Origin of the sequence: uncultured Roseibium sp. (assembly GCF_947499295.1) — a bacterium.
Lineage (GTDB): Bacteria > Pseudomonadota > Alphaproteobacteria > Rhizobiales > Stappiaceae > Roseibium.
In genome coordinates this window covers 1-22,370 of sequence record NZ_CANMNP010000015.1, presented here as the reverse complement: position 1 = coordinate 22,370, position 22,370 = coordinate 1, and the positions used below count along the sequence as shown (strand labels likewise).

The following is a 22,370-nucleotide window of genomic DNA, read 5'->3' as shown; positions in this document are numbered from 1 at the left end:
ACGTATATTGTCATTTTTTACAGGTCAATTTAGCTCACAAACCCGTGACGCATCTTGAATTGACCCCTTCGGACCACACTTATTAACTGAAAGTAACTGGAATCGACCGATTTTGTGATCTTTATTACACTTAATTGCGAGATTGTGGTGCGATAATGGCTAAATCGTGACCGTGCGATTGGGGCGCATCCGCAACAGACGGAATTGCCGAAAAGGCTGAAGAGTCCAAAAGGACCAAAACAAAGCCTCAGGCGCGGTGAAATAGAGTTGTATTTGCCTTGGGAGGCGAACATGCAACGGAATACCAGAGCAGGAACATTTGCGCTTGGACTCATCCTCGCATTGGCGGGAAGCGCAGCCGCGGCACCGTTACCTCAGGAAACGATAAATTTGCCTGAAGACCGTCTGGCGGTCACAGTAGCGTCGGCCTCACTGGATCAAATGGACCCACTTGAAAGTGAGCTCACGATCTGGGTTGGCGAAATCGAACTTGACGGCCGTAAGGCGGTTTGGGTCGAACTGATCGATTCTTACGGCGAGGTCATATACGATTCAGAAGTCAGCACGAACGAGACACACCTGCTTCCTGACGGACGCGCTGTTGTTGTTCGCGCGATGGACCAGAATACCGTCGTAGCCGGCAAAGATGAATCAAGGCTCGTGAACGAAGGGGCGTTGACCGTGACCCGCCGTGTCGTCAGTGACGGGCTGGATGCCACCACGGTCGAATTGATCGAGACCGGCGAGGAGCCGGATCCGAAATCAGGCCCCATGCTTCATGTTGCCGACTTCGGACAAATGGTGTGGAACAAGGTGGTCGCATTCTTCGATGCCGCCAAGGTCCGCGTTGAGGTTGCCTGGAACTGGATTGTGGATACGATCCAGGCTTGATAGCCGAACACATTACTCAAGCCGCCTGAGAAAGTCTGGCTTGCTGACCCGGTAAAAAGATCGCCCGATCAAATTTTGATCGGGCGTTTTTTGTTGTCAGGCCGACCCTTACGTCGATCCCCCATGCAACCTTGTTGTTCAAACTCAATCACAAAAATATATTAAAATTCATTGGCCTGCGTGATCCGCGCTTCTTTGAGAGCCGTAAGTGGGTAAGAAAACAAAAACAGTTTCACCATGGCGAGAACCTTCAGAGGCCTGCCCAGTCACAAAAAGGAACAAACATGCGGATTGCCGTCATCGGCTCCGGTATTTCCGGAAACAGCGCAGCTTGGGCACTAAGCGATAGGCACGATGTAGTTTTGTATGAGAAGCGGACCCGCCCTGGGGGGCACAGCGCGACAGAAAACATTGACTATGACGGGACCAAGATGTCCGTCGACACAGGTTTTATTGTCTACAACGAGCTTAACTACCCCAATTTCACAGCCTTACTTGATCATCTTGGTGTAGCCAGTGAAATCAGTGATATGAGCTTTGCTCTGTCCGCTGACAACGGCCAACTGGAATGGTCAGGCGACTCTATCAATTCCATATTTGCGCAGCGCAAGAACCTCTTCTCCCCTCGCTTTTTGAGCATGTTGCGTGACATATTTCGTTTCAACAAGGCTTCGGTTGAAGACTTGAAAGCCGGACGCCTTTCTGGAAAGACCCTCGGCGGCTATCTGGAAGAAGAACGATATTCGAGCGGCTTCATCAATGACTATCTTCTCGCGATGGGGGCAGCTATCTGGTCGACGCCGATCAATGAAATGCGCGCCTATCCTGCAGAAAGCTTTGTCGCCTTCTTCGACAATCATCGGCTGCTTTCCACCGACAGGCCGCTCTGGCGCACGATTTCCGGCGGCAGCCGGAATTATGTCAGCCGCCTGATCGCGCCCCTGGCGGGAAAAATCCGGTTGGGAACTCCTGTCACCAAGATCCTTCGGAAAGACGGGCAAGTTGTCGTCACAGACACCACCGGCCATACGGATGTGTTTGATCATGTGATCCTTGCGAGCCACACGGATCAAAGCCTGGAAATGCTCGGCGACCCAAGCCCGGAAGAACGCGAAATACTTGGATCAATCCGGTATCGTCCGAATGAAGTCTACCTGCACCGCGATGAGGCCTTGATGCCCAAGAACAAACGCGTGTGGGCGTCGTGGAACTACATGTCAGACCGTGAAGCGGGAGAAACACGCGACGTAACGGTGAGCTATTGGATGAACCGACTTCAGAACATTGACCGGAGCAAGCCGGTGTTTGTGACGCTCAACCCGTTCGAAGCTCCGGACGAAGACAAGACGTTTGCCAAGTACATTTATGATCACCCACAATTCGATGCGTCTGCGTTGGCGGCAAAAAAACGTCTGGGGGACATCCAAGGCGTCAGGAACACTTGGTATTGCGGTGCCTGGGGTGGCCATGGCTTCCATGAAGATGGGCTCTCGTCCGGCCTGCGCGTCGCCAGATCGCTTGGAGCACAATTGCCCTGGGAACGTCAGGACAGTGACAAGTTTCTGGAAGCCGCCGAATGACCTCATCGCGGAACAATCGGTTACGCGACAATGGGCCTGCGCCTGAGAGCGCCGTCTCGCTCTACCCTGGTTCGGTAATGCATCATCGTATGAAACCGAAGGTGCACAGGTTCAACTATCGTGTCTTCTCGATGTTGTTGGACCTGGACCGGTTGGAGGAAGCGTCGCGACGCAGCTGGCTCTTTTCAGTCGACAAATTCAACTTGCTGTCGTTTCACCGGAAAGACCACGGTCCGCGTGATGGAAGCTGTCTTAGACGGCACATAGAAAACCTCTTGGCAGATCAGGGCATCGCCGCTCCCAAAAGGATATTGCTTCTGGCATATCCTCGTCTGTTTGGTTACGGCTTCAACCCCTTGAGTGTCTACTACGCCTACGACGAAGACGAGACGCTGACCGGTGTGGTCTATGAAGTGCGCAACACGTTTGGAGGTCTGCACACTTATGCTCTGCCCGTGGAAACGGGCCAGATGTCCGACGCCGGCGTTCGGCAGACCCAGCGTAAAGAATTTTATGTGTCTCCCTTCCTGAGCATGCAGCAGTCCTATTTTTTCAGGATGCTTCCTCCGGGCGAGAGCGTTCGCGTTCGCATTCTGGAAAAGGACACCAAAGGTCCAATTCTTTCGGCAACATTTTCCGGAGAAAGAAAGAAGTTCACGACAGCTTCCATACTTGGAGAATGCCTGCGGGTTCCATTTCTGACGTTCAAAATCATGGCCGCCATCCATTGGGAAGCCTTTAAAATTTGGCGGAAGCGTGTACCATTTCACTCTCGGCCCGCGCAAGATGCATTGGATGGGGGGCCGGACCGGCACAACCGCCACGCCTCGCTGGCATCAAATGAATAACATTTCAAGAGGTTCTGCGATGAGTAGTGAGCCTATTGTCCTGACACAAGAAAACCTTCGCAGCGAGTTGAAGGGCACTCCCCGCCTCGCTCGAATGGCAGCAAATCTTGCAGTCAAGATCCGCTATGGTTCTTTGGAAGTTCAGTTTCCCGATGGTCGCCGTTATCTGATTGAGGGCCGTGAAACCGGGCCGCACGGCGTCTTGAAGATCCATAACTGGCGTTTTTTCAGAATGGTCGTGCAAGCTGGCGATGTCGGGGTCGGTGAGGCCTTCATGGCCGGTTACTGGTCGTCACCCGATGTAACGACCTTTCTCGAGGTTTTTTGCATCAATCAGGAATCCACCCTGGAGGCCCTGCAAGGTCGGCCGTTCTCACGCTTCCTGCTTTCTCTTCGTCATTGGCTGAACGCCAATACGAAACGTGGATCGAAACGGAATATTTCCGCGCATTACGATCTTGGAAACGCGTTCTACAAGGAATGGCTCGACCCTTCGATGACCTATTCCTCGGCAATTTATAGCAATGAAACCAACAATCTGGAGCAAGCGCAGGCAGAAAAATATGCCTCGCTTGTTCGGCAAACGGGCATTCGTCCGGAGCACCAGGTCCTGGAGATCGGGTGTGGCTGGGGAGGTTTTGCGGAACACGTCGCAAAAACAGTTGGAGCCCACGTAAAGGCTCTGACCATTTCGCAAGAACAGTTCGATTATGCGCGCGAACGTATCTACAAGGCCGGCCTCAATGAGAAAGTCGATGTCGTATTCCAGGATTACCGGGATGAACGCGGCGTCTACGACCGGATAGCTTCAATCGAAATGTTTGAAGCCGTTGGCGAAAAATACTGGCCGACCTATTTCGAACAGCTTTCCAAGTGTCTGAAGCCCGGTGGCAAAGCAGGTCTGCAGATCATTACCATTCAAGACAAGATGTTTGAGGATTACAGGCGCGGAACCGACTTCATTCAGCGCTACATTTTCCCTGGCGGAATGTTGCCCCCCCCTGGCAGACTGAGAGAAATCGGCAAGTCACTCGGGCTCGATCTCGAAGACCAGACGATTTTCGGTCAGGACTATGCACGCACACTGGCCGAGTGGCGCTACAGTTTCCGCCAGGCCTGGCCCAAAATCCGCCCTCTTGGCTTCGACGAGCGTTTCAAGCGTTTGTGGGAGTTCTATCTTCACTATTGTGAGGCCGGGTTCAGGTCAGGCAACATCGATGTACGCCAGATGGTTTACGTGAAAGCGTCCTGACCAATATCCCACAGGAAAAATGAAAAGGCCGGGACTTACCCGGCCTCTTTTTTGTTCCAACCCGTCGCGCGCGACATAAAGGCAAAATAGAACCGATAAGGCAAAAGTTTCAAAAACTTGAGCTGAAATACAAAGATCGAAGGAAACGCTATTTCAAAGCGTTTGCTGTTTTGCAGACCTTCCCTAATTTTCTGTACCGCCTGTTCAACCGTAATGAGATGCGGCATCGGGAAAGGGTTTGAACGTGTTGCCGGAGTGTCGACAAAACCCGGGTTGACGACTTGAATTCGAATACCGGCCCGATCAAGATCGAATTTCAGGGACTCCGCGAGGTTTATCAGTCCTGCTTTGGTGGCCCCATAGGCCGCAGAGGTCGGTAGGCCGTTATACCCGGCAACAGACGAAACGACGGCGATCTGCCCCCTTCCCTCCGACTTCATCGCTTCAATCACAGGCAACAGGACATTGACTGTGCCCATCAGATTGATGTCGAAACTCTTCTTGAAAGCAGATGCTTCCGCCTTCAGACCATCTTGGGGCAGATAGACGCCGGCATTGGCAATCATCAAGGCTATTTTTCCGAAACCGGCCAGGATCGATTTACAGATTTCGGACATTGATTGCGTATCAGAGACATCACCGGGATAAGGGTGGATGGAACCAGGCAGGTTCTGCGCCTGGACGGAAAGTGCATCAAGTTCTTTCGAAGATCTGGCAGTGACCGCCACTGTCCATCCGGACCGGGCCAGATCAAGCGCGAGCTCTTTACCGATGCCCGAACTTGCGCCCGTAACCCACGCACAGCCGTCATCGGGTTTCGCAACGTAGTTTTGATTTCTCAAGTTGAACTCTCCAAGCGTTTACACTGTTTACGCAAAACGCCTGGCGAGTGGATCTGAATATGTGAAATTATCGCATGAAAGGTGCGAACCAGCGGCCCACAGGTCCGGTAAGCTCCAGCCGACCAGCGGTCACAGCAAAGCAAATGCAGTCTTCGCCTTCATCGGCGATGGGCTTGTGGTCGACATCGCCGTCAGCAAAGGCAACATCGCCAGAAACATAATGGCCGTCCTCGTCCCTGAACCCGCCTTTGAGCACAAGGGTCAATTCGGTTCCATGGTGTGTATGCGAGGGCATTGCGCGTCCGGCACGCACCCACAGAAGACTGCTCACACAGCCGTCGATTTCACCAAACTTGCATTCCTTGACGCCAGGAAGGAGCGTTTTCCAAGGAAGCTTGTCCATGGAAGTTCCGACAATAGACAGGAGCGATTCGGGAACATCACTCGCGTCTTCCGAATGCACGCCCGAAAGTGGGGCGTTGTCATTCAGCAGCGTGTCATCACCACTGAAAATTGCGGACAAAGCCGCGTCGCGATTTGAAAGATCAATCGGCGCGGCATCGTCAAGCCCGACCCCAGCGAGGGTTTCCAGGGATGAAACATAGCCACGATTGCGGTCGCTCAATTCCAAGTGCGCGCCGACGAGGGCTTGTGCTGGATAGGACAGACTTCCAGCCGCATATCCGGCTAGCAGCTCATCCATCCCAGTCACATTTTTTTCCATTACCGCTCTCATATATTTCCGCGAGCCCAGGTTGCTTTGTGTCCAATACGCGCAACAACCTTTTCTAGATCATTGTCTACACCATAAATACCCGATTCAAAATCTTGATCTAGATGGGCATGAGAACAACTCGGCGGCGACTTTCAATCATTCCGGAAAATTTTGACTGAGAGTTTCCCGCCATTTGTGGCATTCCACGCCCAAAGTCTTACATAGAATCTTGAACAAGCTCCTCAGGAGCTTTAGCGTCCGAAGCTCACCGCAAGACTATTGGCCGGTTCATTCGAACTGCCCAATTCAGCCAGGAATAGTATTAAATGTCTGTGTCCGTTTCAGTTGTTGATGCGATCGGCAACACGCCTCTTATCCGACTCAAGGCCCTTTCAGATGAGACGGGCTGCGAAATTCTTGGCAAAGCTGAATTTATGAACCCCGGGCAGTCGGTCAAGGATCGCCCCGCGCGTCAGATGATTTTGGAGGCAGAGGCTCGCGGAGACCTTAAACCGGGAGGTGTGATCGTCGAGGGCACTGCCGGCAACACCGGAATCGGTCTTGCGCTCGTTGCGAGTGCGAGAGGATACCGAACGGTCATCGTTATTCCTGAAACGCAGAGCCAGGAGAAGAAAGACATGCTCCGCCTTTGCGGAGCAGAGCTCGTCGAAGTTCCTGCAAAGCCATTCAAGGACCCTAACAACTATCAGCATGTCGCCCGCCGTCTTGCTGAGGACATGGCAAAGAGCGAGCCAAATGGCGTGATCTTCGCGGACCAGTGGAACAACCTGGACAATCGCAAAGCCCACTATTTGACAACCGGCCCTGAAATTCTTTCCCAAACGGACGGCAAGGTAGACGGGTTCATTTGCGCCGTTGGTTCCGGCGGAACCTTGGGCGGCGTTTCGAAGTTTCTTCAGGAAAACAAGCCTGGCATCGTCATCGGTTGTGCAGATCCGCGTGGTGCGGCAATGCAATCTCTTTTCACAACCGGTGAGGCCGTTGCTTCCGAGGGAGGTTCGATCTCTGAGGGAATTGGTCTTGGCCGCAAGACGGTAATCGTCGGCGATCTCAAGATCGACCACGCCTATACAATTCCTGACGAGGAAGCGATGCCCCTGGTGTTCGATCTCGCCGAGAAAGAAGGCCTACTTCTTGGCGGCTCAAGTGCTATCAATCTTGCCGGTGCGCGGCGCCTGGCCAAGGAAATGGGACCAGGGAAAACCATTGTGACCATCTTGTGCGATCACGGAACACGGTATCAGTCAAAACTTTATAACCCTGAGTTCTTGAGATCGAAGAAACTGCCTGTCCCCGATTGGCTAGAGCGAACCATTGACATCGCCCCACCGTTTGCATGACGAGCTTGCACTTTTGAGATTGACGACAAATGGAGCCGGAACCCCAAGCGCTGGATAGGGATGGAGCTGCGGCCGAGACTGTCATCCAGGATGCTGTAACGGATATCAGCATTCTGGATGTGGTTGCCAACAACCTTGGACTGGTCGCAGCTTTTGTCGCGTTGATCTATATAACGGCAGGTATTTGCGCCGTTCGAGAGGTCATGAACTCAAGGACATCCCAAGGATCCGTCGCCTGGCTTCTGTCCCTGTTTTTCATTCCCTATATTACTGTGCCGCTCTATTTCGTTTTTGGTTGGCGCTCCTTTGCAGACTACGCGAAGATCCAGGCAACGCTTGGTCGTGCTGAACGCGCGCGTCGCGCCGACGAACTTGGATTGACAGACCACGAAGAAACAAGGGACTGGCCCGTTCTTTCTCGTGTTGCCGGTGTTCCATTCCTGGCGGGCAATAAGACAAGGCTCCTGATTGATGGAACAGCTACGTTTTCGGCGATCAAACAGGCCATCGAAGAGGCCAACCATAGTATCTTTTTCCAATTTTTTGCCATTCATGACGATGAGCTCGGCCGGGAGATGGCCGACGCTTTGATTGCTCGTGCGAAGGACGGATTGAAAGTCTGTTTTCTTTACGACGATGTTGGAAGCCATTCACTTTCGAACGAATTCATCGTTCGCCTGCAAGAGGCTGGGGTCAAGGTTTGCGGGTTCAACGAAAATCACCGTTTTTTGCGCCTGCTTGGACCGATGCGCCTGAACTATCGCAACCACCGAAAACTGGTTGTTACCGATTTCAGGGTTGCCTTCGTCGGCGGACACAATGTTGCGGACCAGTATGTCGGGCGAAGCAAATGGTTTGGCCATTGGCGCGACACACATGTCAGCGTTGAAGGTCCTGCTGCGGTTGCCTGCGCCCTGTCCTTCGTCGAAGACTGGCTTTGGGCAAGCGGTGAACGCATCGAGTTGCCCCAAGTCACCGAAATACCTATGCCTGGAGACGAATCCGTTCTTGTCATGCCGACCGGGCCGGCCGACAAACTGGAAGAGTGCGCCATCGCATTTGTCGAGGCTGCCGCGCAGGCGAAACAACGATTTTGGATCACAACACCCTATCTCGTGCCGTCGCTTGATGTCCAAACAGCGCTATGTTCCGCGGCCATGCGCGGCGTTGATGTTCGCATATTGCTGCCTGAAAAGCGTGACCACTGGACGGTGTGGTTGGCAAGCCATGCATACGAGCACATCCTCGTGCAACGCGGCGTCAAGGTGTATCGCTATTCGGAGGGCTTCCTGCATCAGAAGGTAACTTTGATGGACGAAGACCTGGTTTCAATTGGCACAGTAAATTTCGACAATCGTTCATTTCAGATCAATTTTGAACTCACGCTCTGGTTCACCCATGAACGAACAGTTCGAAACGTAGAGAGCATGCTCGAAACTGATTTTCAAAATGCCCGACTGACCTGGCCTGACGCCTTTCAGTCTCGCAGTTACGTTTTTCAGGTGCTGGCTCAGGGCGCCCGTCTTTTGTCGCCAATTTTGTAATTTTCACCCCGACCGGCATAAAAACTGATGCGTTAAGGGAATCTGTGAGACCAGATTCATTCAATTTTAAATGGGTTGTATTCAGGTTGCACAATCCATTTTTGATTGAGGTTTTCATGAGAGTATTTTTATCTTTCCTCGCCCTAATGCTTGCAGGGCCGTTTTTCTTTTTCACGGACGGATCCATCGTCAAGGATTTGAAATTAAAAACGGAAACACTCTCTCCTGCTTACATACCGACTGAAAATCGGCGATGCAGGTCTAGTATGTTCATCTTTCATCATTGCAGCTACAACTATGTCTTTCAGCAAGAAGAGTTGGATCAGCAATATTTCTTTCTTTCGTTTGGAGCACCCGAGACCGTGACACTGATGCGCGGAGATTCGACGGGCGGAATTACCTCGGACGTCGGGCAAGACTACCTCTTTAACCGCATCGCAACGGCGGTCGCTCTTCCGCTCTTCGCACTGATTGTGCTCATCAGAAGTCTGGTTGGTACAAAATCTCGATCAAGGACAACAGTGCCGCCACTGCCCAGCCCTGATTACCAGGTTCGTTCAGCAGCGCCGCCACCAACACATGCTGCCCGTCGAACCCAATTCGGAAAGCGTCGATGAAAGTTCGGAGCAACACCGTCCGTGTTCGTGACTGGCTGATGCAAAGGTAAGAGGGTCAGCAGGTGCAAGCGTCCCCTATTGTCTGATACGTTGGCGGGGTTGCAACCGTTGCACCGCAGGTAAAACCATGACTTTTGTACCGGACACGACCACTTTGCTCGCCTTTACGGCTGCGGCATTGATCTTGACCATAACGCCCGGACCAGACATGACCCTGTTCATGAGCAAAACGCTCACACAGAGTCGCCGCGCGGGCCTAATCGCCGTTTTCGGTGTTACCGTCGGCCTTGTCATCCATACTATTCTAGCCGCAGTTGGCGTTTCGGCATTGCTAGCTGCTTCCCAGCTTGCGTTTACTCTTTTGAAGATTGTGGGAGCCGCCTATCTCATCTGGCTTGCCTACCGAACACTTCGCCATGGCTCATCGCTCGCAATCGAGTCTGCCGGAGCAAAGACGCAACCTTTTTTGCAGATCTGGCTGCAAGGTCTTGGCGTCAACATACTCAATCCGAAGATCGTATTGTTTTTTGTGACTTTCCTGCCCCAATTCATAAGCGCAAGTGATCCGAATGCCGTGGGAAAATTACTGTTTCTCGGCGCTTATTTTGTTTTGCTCGGAATGCCAATTTGTACACTGATGGTGCTCGGTGCCGGTACATTCGCTGACTTTTTGAAGTCATCTCCAAAAGCGATGCGCTTTTTCGACTGGGCGTTCGCCGGAATCATGGGCAGTTTTGCAATCAAACTCCTGATTGCAAAGACAAATAACTGATGCCTTCCTCCAAAACAGAAACAACGACAGTTGCCATTCTGGGCTCCGGACCTTCCGGGCTCGCCTGTGCGCTAACGCTCTCCCGGTCAATGGTGGACACGACTGTCATTTCTTCGGAAGGCACACCGCCTCGAAACACTGCCTCTCCTTTTGTCGCTGCCCTGCCCGGCATGGACCGCAACTCTCCCGCAGACGTTCGCGCCTCAATACGTGAAGACATTCTATCCTATCCGTTCGCCCGTTTTATAGATAGCGATGCAACTGCAATTCAGATCCACGAAACCGGATTTAAACTCAACCTTGTGGACGGTTCCTCTGTTATTGCCGAAAAAGTCCTGCTCGCGACCGGGATGATCGACATCTTTCCAGAAGTTGCCAACCTGGCCGACTATTGGGGATCCAGCATAATCAACTGCCCGTTTTGCCATGGATATGAATGGAGAAACAAGCGATGGGGCATATACGCCGATCGTCAGGAGGTGCTCGATGCAGCCGAAGTTTATCGGCATTGGTCAACTGATTTGACATATTTTATAGACCCTTCGCTGCATCTGACGGCAGAGCGTCGTGCTCAGTTTGAAGGTCTCGGCATCATTATATGTGACACGCTCCCAGATACGGTCAAAGGCAAAGACGGATCGCTGGTTGAAGCGGTATTTTCCGATGGGCACAAAATCGCTATCGACTGCATGCTGGTATATCCTTTTCAGAGACAGACGGATGTGGTCAAAGCGCTGGATCTGCAGCTCACACCTGACGGCTATGCTGGTGTCGATGAGGGTTACAGAACTTCCGTGGCCGGCATCTATGCGGCCGGAGACATGATTTATGCCGGTCACCAGAATACGCCAACAGCGTTGCATATGGGAAACATGGCAGCAGCGGCCATTGTTATGGATCTAAGTTTCAAAAAATGACATGCAGTAGCCTGAGCCACGCTCGCGCGACGGGCAACTCTATCCGAATCCAATTGCCACACCATACGGCATCTGATGATCTACTAGTCGGGAATATCGGGATACACACATGACGACACCTTTGTTTCGTGACGACGCCTATCTACGAACATGCGAAGCCAAGGTTACCGGCATAAATGAGCGGGGCGGCATTTTGCTGGACCGCTCCGTATTTTATGCCACAGGCGGAGGCCAGCCTGGCGATTGCGGATACCTGGAGCTTGACGATGGCAACCGGATCGACATTGCCACAACAGTTTTTGACGATGACCGGACGACAATCGTCCACGTGCCGAATGCAGGTCAGGCTGTCCCTCCTGAAGGATCGATCGTGACAGCACACATAGACTGGCCCAGGCGCTATCGCCTCATGCGAATGCACACCGCGCTGCATCTTCTTTCAGTGGCTCTACCTTTTCCTGTTACAGGTGGGCAGATTGGCGACACTGAAGGTCGGCTTGATTTCGACATGGGCACTGAAACCATCGACAAGGACACGCTCTTGGAAGCACTGAACAATCTGGCGGGACGTGATCACACGGTGACAAGTGAATGGATCACAGATGCTGAACTCGAAGCCAATCCTGGCCTCGTCAAAACGATGTCTGTGAAACCTCCCAAGGGCTCGGGCAAAGTGCGTCTGGTCAGGATCGGTTCTGATATAGACCTGCAACCCTGTGGGGGAACGCATGTCAGCCGAACTTCGGAGATTGGTGAGCTGGCGCTCGGAAAGATTGAGAACAAGGGCAAGCAGAACAGACGTGTACGAATTCGTCTGGTGGACTGATCACCCTGATTGGATAGCAACATGAAACTATCAGGCAGCTGTCAATGCGGCTCCATCAGATTTGAGATGGAGAGCAAAACGCCTTACCCCTATATGCGCTGTTACTGTTCCATCTGCCGGAAGGTCGGTGGCAGTGGGGGCTATGCTATAAACCTCTTGGCAGAGGCCAACAGCCTGGAAATACTTGGGGCTGATGCAAAGGGTGTCTACAGCGCTGTTGTCGATGGCAAGGCGAGCCCCGCAGAGCGACATTTTTGCAAGTCCTGTGGCTCGCATCTTTGGCTTTGGGATCCACGCTGGCCGGATCTGATCCACCCTCATGCTGGGGCCATAGACACACCATTGCCAACTCCGCCTGAAACCTTGCACATGATGCTTGAATTCAAAGCTGACTGGATTGTTGTGCCAGACGGTCCCGGACATGTGCACTTTCAGCGTTATCCAGACCTCTCGATTGAAGACTGGCACAAATCCCACGGCCTTTACGAAGACTGAGATGCACTCATGACCGAACACCCGCTTGTTTCAACCCAATGGCTTGCCGACAACCTTACTTCACCCGATTTGGTAGTGGTCAACGCCTGGATGCCTCCGGTTACCCACCCTGATGCGCCACCGGTCTATCCGAACGCCCATATTCCGGGATCGGTCTTCTTCGATGTCAACGAAATCTGCGACAAGAATTCCGAGCTTCCGCACATGCTGCCCGCCCCGCATGTCTTTTCATCCGCGATGCGGAAGCTGGGAATTGGTGATGGCCAAACCTTGGTCGTTTATGATGATTTCGGATTTTATTCTGCCCCTCGCGTCTGGTGGACCTTGCGAACAATGGGCGCAGAACGGGTCTTCGTGCTGGACGGCGGTTTTCCAAAATGGCGGGCAGAAGGACGTGCCGAAGAAGACAAGGAACAACGGCGGGTTCAGAGCCATTTCACATCGCGTCTGAACCACGGTGCGGTGGCAGATCTTGCCGGCATCAAAGCTGCCCTTGAAACAGGTTCCAGGCAGGTTCTCGATGCCCGGTCTTTCGACCGCTTCAATGGCAGGGCCCCGGAACCCCGTATTGGGCTGCGTTCTGGCCACATGCCAGGGGCATTCAATCTGCCTTTCACCCAATTGATCAGTGAAGATGGTACTTTCAATGACCGAGCCAGCCTCGAAACGACCTTTCAAAATGCTGGCATAGACCTGGAAAAACCCGTGACGACGACGTGTGGTTCAGGTGTAACTGCTGCAATATTGACCCTGGCACTTTCTATTTTGGGAACACGGGACCTAGCTCTCTATGACGGCTCCTGGGCGGAATGGGGAAGCCGTGAAGACGTTGACGTTGCCACCAATACGGACTGATTGCGGCAAGTTTGCTTCTCAAGTTCCCGTGTCCGCTTTCAGCTCCTCGAAGAAGGCTCTGATTTCCAATGAAATTGAACTGGCACTGGTGTTGACCTTTTCAGCTGCTTGCAAAAACTGGGCGGCCGCCTTGTCGGACGTTCCAATGGCCATGCCGACGCCCGATATATTTTCGTCGAGTTCCTTAGCCCCCGAAGACACCGACTGTATGCTTTCGGATATCTCCCTGGTTGCCGCCCCCTGCTCCTCGACAGCAGCAGCGATTGACGCGGTCATTTCGTCCAACTGCCTGACGACTTCCGAAATCGAATGAATTGAAGCAACGGAACTTTCTGTCGATGACTGGATTTCCGCAACTTGTTGGCTGATCTCCTCAGTCGCCTTGGCGGTTTGTTCTGCCAGCGTCTTCACCTCACTTGCCACAACTGCAAATCCGCGTCCTGCATCTCCAGCTCGAGCAGCTTCAATCGTCGCATTGAGAGCGAGAAGGTTTGTCTGCTCGGCGATGGCCTGGATGAGACCCACGACATCACCAATTTTCTGAGCTGCACCTGCGAGACTTGATACCTTGAGACTGGATTGCTCGGTTCCACCTGCTGCTTGACTGGCGATCTCAGATGCACCCGTTATTTGCTTGGCTATTTCCTGTATCGAACTGGAAAGTTCTTCCGTGGCACTTGCGACGGTTTGGACACTTAAGCTGGTGTTCTTTGCCGCCGCTTCCGCTGCAGAAACCTGGTCCAATGCGGACGCCGACACAGATGTCAATTCTTCCGCTTGACCGGCGACGATCCGAGCACCCTCGTCAGCGTCCTCCAGCGGCGTTTGCACTTTACCTTGAAAGCTTTCAATCGCTTCGTTCAACCGAGCGGTTTGTGCTTCCCGAATTTGCAGCAACCGTTCCTCGTAAGTCGAGATCGCCAATTCCATATCGAGCATCACGGCCGTTGTCACTGCATCCAACAAATGGTTCACATCGCTGAACCCGTGGCGATATTTTTTAATAAGCCCCGCGTGAAGGCGCGTCAGAACAAATCTATAGCCAGCAATGTACCACCTGGGTTCCAATCCAATACGACAATGCACATGGCCTATTTTGTTGATGCTGTCTTGGTAGTCCTGGTCAAAGCCCGACAAGAAAAGCTTTTCCCAATGGCTCTTTTGAGCCGAGACCAGGCGCGGTTGCATGTCTCCTACCAGTTCAGCCAGTTTTGACTGTCCCTTCAGATGCACATAAAAATCATCCAGGATCGAATCCAATGCCGGCCTTATCACCGGCCAAATTTTTTGAAGAGTTCTGATCGTGCTTTGGTCGATCTGTGCAAATTCTAGTCGGATCGCAAATTCGTCTGTCACGGATTGCATGTTGGATAACCCCTCTAACCAACACAACTTCACCGTGCAAAACTGAATAAACCATAAATTGTATTTTTAATGGATATTTTTCACAATAGTTTCGCAGCAAAACATCAATTGATGACTGTCAATTTTCGTTATCAAGAATTTAGATACTACCTTGACACAACCAGATTCTACTCACTCGTTTTGGCAGTTTTCTGCGCTTTCGATTCGTTTTAGATGAAGCTTTCCAGACAACAAATAACCGATTTCATATAGCTAGCGCTCGCAATTTCCACCAGCTGCCTAAACTTCCTTTGGTTGCATTTTTCTACGGTGCTGGGACGTGCTCTTGTCTTTGTGGTTGAGCCGAATGAGAAAGTCCGCTCGCGTTCCCGCAAGATGATGACCAGGCCAAATTTCAAGGTCGTCGATCAGGTTTCCCTTTGGCTGCTCAGCAAAAATCTGTTTTTGGGTGAGACTCGACAGCCTCCGGCGCCCAAGGCCGAAAACATCACACATGGCGCCACGAGAAAGCAAATGCGCTTCGACGCCGTGTAACCGTTTGCTGACGTAGCCATTCAAATGCAAACCGATAGCATCGGCGATTTTCCTGATTTTCGCCCGATCATGTCCTTTGCCCACCAAATGCTCTTTGCAGCGATCCGCTCCATAAACCACGAAACAACAATCACCCGGTTCCGATGCCCTGTCTCTTGCAAGCCCAACATCGTGCAGAATGGCCGCCGAAAACAGCAACTCAAGGTCCGTATCCAACCCCGCACGTTTTCCAAACAACACCGCCCAATAGTAAGTGCGCCAGCTGTGACGCATTAGTTCCATGCCCTGGACATCATCTGCGAAATCAAATGCATCTCGGGTGAGTGCTGTGTCTGGTGGCTGCAGACCATCGAGATCCGTTCCAAACGCACTTAGTAGCCCTGCCCGCTCCTTGAGAGCATCAACGGTCTCGAGCAAAGCCATCCGGCCGAGATTACCCAAAACCTTAATTTTTTCCAGGCGCGTGAGACGCCCATGACTGAAATCACCCAGGCGTTTACCCCACGCAACGGTGCCCATATGGTCGTTCGATATTGCGGGTTCACAGTTTATGTTCATGCGGCTCTCCTTTTTTGTACCGTATCGCACATAAATAGACATGTCGAACTTTTTGTGCGAAACGGTAAAAAATGAAAACACTCACCAAACGCGGCCGTCCGCGAAAATTTGATGAAGAACAAACCCTTGATCTGATCATGCAGGTCTTCTGGCAACATGGATATTCGGCAACCAGCCTTGACCAGATCGCCGAGGCAACGGGACTTAACAGACCCAGTCTCTACGCTGCATTCGGCACCAAGAAAGACATGTTTCTGAAATCGATTGAGCGCTTCGCAGATCGTATGGAAGCCCATCTGCGTGATGCAGGCTCTCGAGCGACTGGCGTCAATGCACGCATGAAAGACATCATGGCGGCTGCAGTGGATCTTTACACCGGGAAGAGTGACCTTACCGGTGCCGCCCATGGATGCCTTGCAATATCCACGCTCCCTTCGGAAGCATTGCAGGACTCGGATTTTCAGTTGGCGCTTGGAAATGTTCTTCTGCGTATGGACACCGGTTTTGCGCGCCTGATTTTGCGAGAATCCAAAGGCGCGGTGCGTGAAGCTCATGCGAAAGAAATTGCGCAACACCTGGCGCTGGTACTCCACGGACTGTCGATCCGCGCGCGTGCTGGAGAGAACCCTGAAAAACTGAAGCGATTGTCTTCCAGCGCCGTCGACAGGCTGATATCCGCCCAGGCCTCAGCTTTATCTGATGACGACCGCCACCCCTAAAAATGATTGTGCAAGTCCAGTGACCAATTCAGGGTCATCGGAAGGGGTGTCCAGGTTCCCGTTTGCAGACCCGCGGTTCGAAGAACCCTGGCGGTCCAGGTATTGCAGCCAAGCAAAGCGTTAAAACCGCTCTTGGCGGAGAAAAAAATATCGTGTGCATCATATGCAGCATTCGGTATGGGTATCGGATCGCCGTTTTTATCCAACTCGAAACTCAACCTGATGCTGTCCAGCAACCGGTCAAATTCGATTTCTGAAAGATGCACCTCGCGGACGCTTTCCAACTCAACCGCTATGGGCCCTGTTCTCCTTACATGCATGACTGACTTGTCCCAGGTCAGCGCATCGATCACCGGGCCAGGCTTGAGATGCCCCCAGGTTGGTGTCTCAACATAGAAAGATCGCCCTCCCCAACCGAAGACAACCCAGAAAACACCCTGAAAATCGAGCGCCAACCCAGTGTCGGAGACGAATGAAAAGGCCTCAAGAACATCCGGGTCGGCAGGCAGAGCAATGTCTGTATGGATCGGATTGGACAGCACCAGAATTGTCCGTTTCTTATCCGGTTCACGGGCCTCTGTCTGGATTGACTCAAAAAAGGGTCTCGGAACAAGCGTTCCGAGACCCATCAGTATTACCAGTAGAATGCAAACCAGGCATAGACCTCCTATGGCACGCCTGATCAGTAAAAACATTCTTCCCAATTCCAGCCCATGTCAGTGGTGCAGGATCTGGCTCAGGAACAGTTTCGTCCGCTCATGCTGCGGATTGGTGAAGAAGTCTTCAGGTTCGTTCTGCTCAACAATCTGGCCCGCGTCCATGAAAATCACGCGGTTTGCGACTTTCCGTGCAAAGCCCATTTCGTGGGTCACACAAAGCATCGTCATACCTTCTTCGGCAAGACCGACCATCACGTCCAACACTTCCTTGATCATTTCCGGATCGAGAGCAGACGTCGGCTCATCAAAGAGCATGATCTTCGGGTTCATACACAAGGATCGCGCAATGGCCACGCGCTGCTGCTGACCACCTGACAACTGCCCTGGATACTTCAAGGCCTGTTCAGGGATCTTGACGCGTTCCAGGTAGTGCATCGCGATGTCTTCAGCTTCCTTCTTCGGCATCTTGCGCACCCAGATCGGAGCCAGCGTGCAGTTTTCAAGGATGGTCAGGTGAGGAAACAGGTTGAAGTGCTGGAAACACATGCCGACTTCCCGACGAATTTCGTCGATCTTCTTGAGATCGTCCGTCAGCTCAATGCCATCGACAATGATTTGCCCGGCCTGGTGCTCCTCCAAACGGTTGATGCAACGGATCATGGTCGACTTGCCTGAGCCAGAAGGCCCGCAAATGACAATCCGCTCGCCGCGCATCACCTTCAGATGAATGTCACGCAGAACGTGGAAGTCACCATACCACTTGTTCATGTTCTTGATTTCGATTGCGACATCCGTTTCGGAAATCTGCATCTTGGAACGATCGGCGGCGATCTCTTCCGGGTTTACTGCATTCTCAGTCATGAGACTTTACTCCATGAGTGTCTTTTGGCCGGGGCGCTGCGGTCTGGCGCGCGCCCCGGAAACTCGGTCCTAGCGTTTGTGTCCTGTGTGCAGTTTGTTCTCCATAAAGATGGAGTACCGCGACATGCCGAAGCAGAATATGAAGAACACAATGGCTGCAAAGAGATAGCCGGTATGGCCCTGGCTTGGTGTCGACCAGGTCGGATCCGTGAAGGACGACTGGATCTGACCAAGCAGATCGAACATGCCGACGATCAAGACCAGCGTGGTGTCTTTGAACAGACCGATAAACGTGTTCACGATGCCCGGGATCACCAGTTTCAAGGCCTGTGGCAAAACGATGAGATACATCATCGGCCAGAACCGCAGTCCCAGTGCCATCGCACCTTCATACTGCCCCTTGGGAATAGCCTGTAGGCCACCGCGAACCACTTCTGCCATGTAAGCAGCAGAGAACAGTGTCACGCCGATCAGAACGCGCAGCAACTTGTCGAAGGTTACGCCTTCCGGCAGGAACAGTGGCAGCATCACGGAAGACATGAACAAAACCGTGATGAGCGGGACACCGCGCCAGAACTCGATGAAGATGATGGAGACCATCTTGATGATCGGCATTTTTGACCGACGACCGAGCGCGAGCGCAATCCCGAGGGGCAGCGAGGCAACGATACCCGTCACCGCGATGACGAGCGTAACGAGCAACCCTCCCCAACGGGCTGTTTCAACGATCGGCAAGATCACGGAACCACCAATGACCAGACCGGTCAACAGGAAGTAGGCCACGATCGGGAAGACCACCAGAAACAGGATCGCATTGGTACGCTTGAACGGAGCGCTCGGCCAGGCAAGCGGCACCAGAAGCAGAACGAACAACGCGTAGACGACATTCACCCGCCAGATTTCGTCTGTCGGATACCGACCGTAGATAAACTGCGGAAAATAGGCCTTAACGTAAGCCCAACAGGCACCGCCATGCGCACCATCCTGCGGAAGGCACGCCTCGCGGTTTTCACCGTTCCAGACTGCGTCAACAATCGCAAACTGGATGAAGGGCGCCACGATCGAATAGGCAATCAGAATGCCGATGACCGTCAAAATGGTGTTGCTTATGGATGAGAACAGGTTCTGCCGCATCCATCCGATAACACCGGTGGTCGAGACCGGCGCCGGCAACAGCGGCGCCTCCTCGGTCCTTATATGGAACATTTTTGTGTCTGACATGATCAAGCGCTCCTTAACGTTCCACGAGCGCCATGCGCTGGTTGTACCAGTTCATGAAGGCGGATGTGAGCAAGCTGAGCGATAGGTAAACTGCCATCCAGATACCGATGATTTCGATTGCCTGACCTGTCTGGTTCAGAACCGTGCCGCCGACGGACACGAGGTCCGGGAAGGCAATGGCAACCGCCAGAGAAGAGTTCTTGGTCAGGTTCAGATACTGACTGGTCAGCGGCGGAATGATCACGCGCATTGCCTGCGGGATGACGACCAGACGCAAGGTCGGACCATTGCGCAGCCCCAGTGCATGAGCGGCTTCCGTCTGGCCATGCGAGACCGCCTGAATGCCTGCACGCACAATCTCAGCGATAAAGGCGGCGGTGTAGATCGCAAGAGCTGCCGTCAGAGCCAGAAACTCCGGAATGACATTGATGCCGACATTCAACTCAAAACCGCGACGCAGGATCGGCCCGGTTTCAACGAAGTTGGGATGCTCCCAATACATCGGCATGCCCATAACCAGATATGCTATGAACGGCAGACCGACGATGAGGCCAACAGCAGTCCAGAACATCGGAAATTGCTGCCCAGTGGCTTCCTGACGCTTGCGGGCCCAGTTGGAAACGACAACTGATGCGATGATGGCCACGATCAGCGCAATACCGATCATATGGGAACCAGTTTCCCAGATCGGCTTCGGCAATCTCATGCCACCAATGTTCAGGTGAAAGGTGTCAAACAGCGACCACTTTTCCCGCTTTCCTGGAACAGCGCGCAAAACCGCGAAGTACCAAAAAAAGATCTGCAGCAGCAGAGGGACATTTCTGACAAGCTCTACATAGCAATATGCCAACCGGTTGATGACCCAGTTGTTGGAGAGCCGTGCAATCCCGATGACAAAGCCAAAGATCGTGGCGAAGAAGATGCCGACAACGGCGACAAGAATAGTGTTGAAGAGACCGACCAGAAGGGCCGTGCCGTAACTTGATGTTTCCGAATAGGGAAACAAAGACTGAATAATGCCGAAACCGGCAGTGTTTTCTAGAAATCCCCAACCTGAGGCAATGTTTTGCCGTTCCAGGTTGGCTATCGTGTTCGTAACGATGACGTATCCCAAAGTCACCAACGCGACGATCAATACCAATTGGTAAAAAAGGCCACGGGCTTTGGGATCGTTCAACAGCGAAGCACGCGCCGGCGCCCCCGCCGAGTCCTGCTCCATTACTGACATAGAACCTCGCCCAAGTTGTCACGAAAGAGCCCGGCTCGAAGCCTCACCTCCAACGTGTCCATATCTGCTTCACGTCTTGCGCTGTTGCGCTCCCCAGTCGGCGAAAGCAGATTGTTCCCCCACGCGTTACTGGATTATTCCAGTTTTGATGCGCGGAATTTATTGAGGGTTCCGGCAGCAAACCGCCGGAACCCCTAAAATCCTCAAATCATAAGAGGATTAGCGGATCGGCGGAGCGTACATGAAGCCACCGGCGTTCCACAGTGCGTTAACACCACGGGAGATGCCGAGCGGAGTGTCCGGACCAACATTTGCGTTGAAGGACTCTTCATAGTTACCGACGTTCTTGATGATGTTGTAAGCCCAGTCATTGGACAGGCCGATAGCTTCACCGAACGCGCCTTCTGCACCAAGCATACGCTTGATAGACGGGTTGTCGGAGGCCTTCATTTCATCAACATTTTCGGACGTAACACCGAGCTCTTCAGCATTCAGCATTGCGTTGAGGGTCCACTTCGCGATGTTGAACCACTCATCGTCGCCCTGACGAACAACCGGACCCAGAGGCTCTTTGGAGATGATCTCCGGCAGAACCATATGGTCGCCCGGGTTGGCCAGCTTAAGACGCTGAGCGTACAGACCGGAAGCATCCGTGGTGTAAACGTCGCAACGACCAGCGTCATATGCAGCAACAACTTCGTCAGCTTTTTCGAAAGCGACGATTTCGTACGGCATATTGTTCGCACGGAAGTAGTCTGCAACGTTCAGCTCAGTCGTCGTACCGGTGTTGGTGCACACGGAAGCGCCGGAGAGCTCCAGAGCGGACGTGACGCCAAGGTCCTTGCGAACCATGAAGCCCTGACCGTCATAGTAGTTCACACCAGCGAAGTTCAGGCCCAGCTGAGTATCGCGGGACATGGTCCACGTGGTGTTACGGGACAGAACGTCAACTTCGCCGGACTGCAGAGCGGTGAAACGCTCTTTAGCGGACAGCGGAGTGAATTTAACAGCGGATGCGTCACCGAATACCGCAGCAGCCATTGCGCGGCAAAGGTCAACGTCAAGTCCGGTCCAGTTCCCCTGTGAATCCGGGTTAGAGAAACCCGGCAGGCCCTGGCTCACGCCACACTGAATGAAACCTTTTGCCTTGACGTCTTCCAGCGTCGTTGCACCTGCAGCCGTCGTTGCGGCGACTCCCATGGCAGCGCCGAGTACGAGCGGAAGGATTTTATTGGACATGGATATGCAGCCTTTATTTGTTACCCATACTTTGTCTTGTCGGGCTTATTCGGAAGACGTCTTCCCTGTCTCGCTTTCCGGACAGTATGCAGCCTTGCTGACTGTTTCCTCCAGAAGTCTTCCGTCCCAACCCAACGACCCCATACGATGGCATTTAGCCGTTCGGGTCAAGTACTTGCTGCAGTTATCTCTTCAAAATTCTAGTGCCTTGGAACAATTGCCACCGAAACAGCTGCACAAAACACGAACATGTCTAAAACGAAATCATTCAATGCCCAAAAAGAGTTCAATCCATTTAATTCCCGTAGCGTCACCGTTAACTTTAGTTTGAGTTTTGTCAGTCGCACCTACTACTCTGGAGTGCGAAAACCCGGTTGCAGGCGAAGGGCGAATGACTAAACCACTACCGGCTGATGCCGGTAGGATTATCGATGTGCTTCTCAAGGTACTGAAGTACGACATCTTCAGTGA

The 22,370-nt window shown here is 52.7% G+C and carries 22 protein-coding genes; 13 read left to right on the top strand and 9 right to left on the bottom strand.

Annotated features, from left to right (window positions below):
* Positions 1-291: 291 nt before the first annotated feature.
* From Q0835_RS20860 to Q0835_RS20845, 4 genes are all read left to right on the top strand, one after another.
* A complete protein-coding gene (locus Q0835_RS20860) occupies positions 292-891 on the top strand; it encodes a hypothetical protein (protein WP_298964038.1) in 600 nt (199 codons plus the stop codon).
* Between the two features lie 284 nt (positions 892-1,175).
* The gene (locus tag Q0835_RS20855) at positions 1,176-2,471 is read left to right on the top strand and encodes an FAD-dependent oxidoreductase (RefSeq protein ID WP_298964037.1); all 1,296 of its coding nucleotides are present in this window, start codon (positions 1,176-1,178) and stop codon (positions 2,469-2,471) included.
* Positions 2,468-3,319, top strand: coding sequence for a DUF1365 domain-containing protein (locus tag Q0835_RS20850; RefSeq protein ID WP_298964036.1), 852 nt, complete (start codon positions 2,468-2,470; stop codon positions 3,317-3,319). Before Q0835_RS20855 ends, Q0835_RS20850 begins: the two co-directional genes overlap by 4 nt.
* A 19-nt stretch (positions 3,320-3,338) precedes the next feature.
* Positions 3,339-4,571 (top strand): cyclopropane-fatty-acyl-phospholipid synthase family protein, encoded by a 1,233-nt coding sequence (locus tag Q0835_RS20845; RefSeq protein WP_298964035.1) that lies wholly within the window; start codon positions 3,339-3,341, stop codon positions 4,569-4,571.
* 35 nt (positions 4,572-4,606) lie between these two features.
* On the opposite strand, the gene Q0835_RS20840 is transcribed toward Q0835_RS20845, so the two are convergent.
* Both Q0835_RS20840 and Q0835_RS20835 read right to left on the bottom strand, forming a co-directional pair.
* Complete coding sequence (locus Q0835_RS20840; RefSeq protein ID WP_298964034.1) at positions 4,607-5,413, bottom strand: SDR family NAD(P)-dependent oxidoreductase; 807 nt, start codon at positions 5,411-5,413, stop codon at positions 4,607-4,609.
* A 67-nt stretch (positions 5,414-5,480) separates the two neighbouring features.
* Entirely contained in the window at positions 5,481-6,137 is a 657-nt protein-coding gene (locus tag Q0835_RS20835; RefSeq protein ID WP_298964033.1) for a ChrR family anti-sigma-E factor, read from the bottom strand.
* 317 nt (positions 6,138-6,454) lie between these two features.
* On the opposite strand from Q0835_RS20835, the gene Q0835_RS20830 reads away from it, so the two are divergent.
* From Q0835_RS20830 to sseA, 8 genes are all read left to right on the top strand, one after another.
* On the top strand, positions 6,455-7,489 hold the full coding sequence (locus tag Q0835_RS20830) for a cysteine synthase A (protein WP_298964032.1): 1,035 nt from the start codon (positions 6,455-6,457) through the stop codon (positions 7,487-7,489).
* Between the two features lie 29 nt (positions 7,490-7,518).
* On the top strand, positions 7,519-9,033 hold the full coding sequence (gene cls / locus Q0835_RS20825) for a cardiolipin synthase (protein ID WP_298964031.1): 1,515 nt from the start codon (positions 7,519-7,521) through the stop codon (positions 9,031-9,033).
* A 116-nt stretch (positions 9,034-9,149) separates the two neighbouring features.
* A complete protein-coding gene (locus Q0835_RS20820) occupies positions 9,150-9,650 on the top strand; it encodes a hypothetical protein (RefSeq protein ID WP_298964030.1) in 501 nt (166 codons plus the stop codon).
* Between the two features lie 127 nt (positions 9,651-9,777).
* Positions 9,778-10,422 (top strand): LysE family translocator, encoded by a 645-nt coding sequence (locus tag Q0835_RS20815; RefSeq protein ID WP_298964029.1) that lies wholly within the window; start codon positions 9,778-9,780, stop codon positions 10,420-10,422.
* Positions 10,422-11,339 carry an NAD(P)/FAD-dependent oxidoreductase gene (locus Q0835_RS20810; protein WP_298964028.1) on the top strand — a complete coding sequence of 306 codons (918 nt, stop codon included), beginning with the start codon at positions 10,422-10,424 and terminating at the stop codon, positions 11,337-11,339. The genes Q0835_RS20815 and Q0835_RS20810 overlap by 1 nt, the downstream gene beginning before the upstream one ends.
* Positions 11,340-11,448: 109 nt before the next feature.
* On the top strand, positions 11,449-12,165 hold the full coding sequence (locus Q0835_RS20805) for an alanyl-tRNA editing protein (protein WP_298964027.1): 717 nt from the start codon (positions 11,449-11,451) through the stop codon (positions 12,163-12,165).
* A 21-nt stretch (positions 12,166-12,186) separates the two neighbouring features.
* Positions 12,187-12,660, top strand: a complete 474-nt coding sequence (locus Q0835_RS20800) for a GFA family protein (RefSeq protein ID WP_298964026.1) — start codon at positions 12,187-12,189, stop codon at positions 12,658-12,660.
* 9 nt (positions 12,661-12,669) lie between these two features.
* Complete coding sequence (gene sseA / locus Q0835_RS20795; protein WP_298964025.1) at positions 12,670-13,515, top strand: 3-mercaptopyruvate sulfurtransferase; 846 nt, start codon at positions 12,670-12,672, stop codon at positions 13,513-13,515.
* Positions 13,516-13,533: 18 nt separating this feature from the next.
* Here sseA and Q0835_RS20790 read toward each other — a convergent pair whose 3' ends face one another.
* Both Q0835_RS20790 and Q0835_RS20785 read right to left on the bottom strand, forming a co-directional pair.
* The gene (locus Q0835_RS20790; RefSeq protein ID WP_298964024.1) at positions 13,534-14,880 is read right to left on the bottom strand and encodes a globin-coupled sensor protein; all 1,347 of its coding nucleotides are present in this window, start codon (positions 14,878-14,880) and stop codon (positions 13,534-13,536) included.
* 279 nt (positions 14,881-15,159) lie between these two features.
* Positions 15,160-15,972, bottom strand: coding sequence for an HD domain-containing protein (locus Q0835_RS20785; protein ID WP_298964023.1), 813 nt, complete (start codon positions 15,970-15,972; stop codon positions 15,160-15,162).
* A 71-nt stretch (positions 15,973-16,043) separates the two neighbouring features.
* On the opposite strand from Q0835_RS20785, the gene Q0835_RS20780 reads away from it, so the two are divergent.
* Positions 16,044-16,691: a TetR/AcrR family transcriptional regulator gene (locus Q0835_RS20780; RefSeq protein ID WP_298964022.1), complete on the top strand. Its 648-nt coding sequence runs from the start codon at positions 16,044-16,046 to the stop codon at positions 16,689-16,691.
* Here the strand turns inward: Q0835_RS20780 and Q0835_RS20775 are convergent.
* From Q0835_RS20775 to Q0835_RS20755, 5 genes are all read right to left on the bottom strand, one after another.
* Complete coding sequence (locus tag Q0835_RS20775) at positions 16,688-17,386, bottom strand: TIGR02117 family protein (protein WP_298964021.1); 699 nt, start codon at positions 17,384-17,386, stop codon at positions 16,688-16,690. The two genes, Q0835_RS20780 and Q0835_RS20775, sit on opposite strands and share 4 nt — an antisense overlap.
* A 21-nt stretch (positions 17,387-17,407) precedes the next feature.
* Entirely contained in the window at positions 17,408-18,211 is an 804-nt protein-coding gene (locus tag Q0835_RS20770; protein ID WP_152501981.1) for an amino acid ABC transporter ATP-binding protein, read from the bottom strand.
* Between the two features lie 69 nt (positions 18,212-18,280).
* Positions 18,281-19,432 (bottom strand): amino acid ABC transporter permease, encoded by a 1,152-nt coding sequence (locus Q0835_RS20765; protein WP_298820645.1) that lies wholly within the window; start codon positions 19,430-19,432, stop codon positions 18,281-18,283.
* Positions 19,433-19,445: 13 nt separating this feature from the next.
* The gene (locus Q0835_RS20760) at positions 19,446-20,651 is read right to left on the bottom strand and encodes an amino acid ABC transporter permease (protein WP_298820890.1); all 1,206 of its coding nucleotides are present in this window, start codon (positions 20,649-20,651) and stop codon (positions 19,446-19,448) included.
* Positions 20,652-20,879: 228 nt separating this feature from the next.
* Positions 20,880-21,899, bottom strand: coding sequence for an amino acid ABC transporter substrate-binding protein (locus Q0835_RS20755; RefSeq protein WP_298820648.1), 1,020 nt, complete (start codon positions 21,897-21,899; stop codon positions 20,880-20,882).
* Positions 21,900-22,370 lie beyond the last annotated feature (471 nt).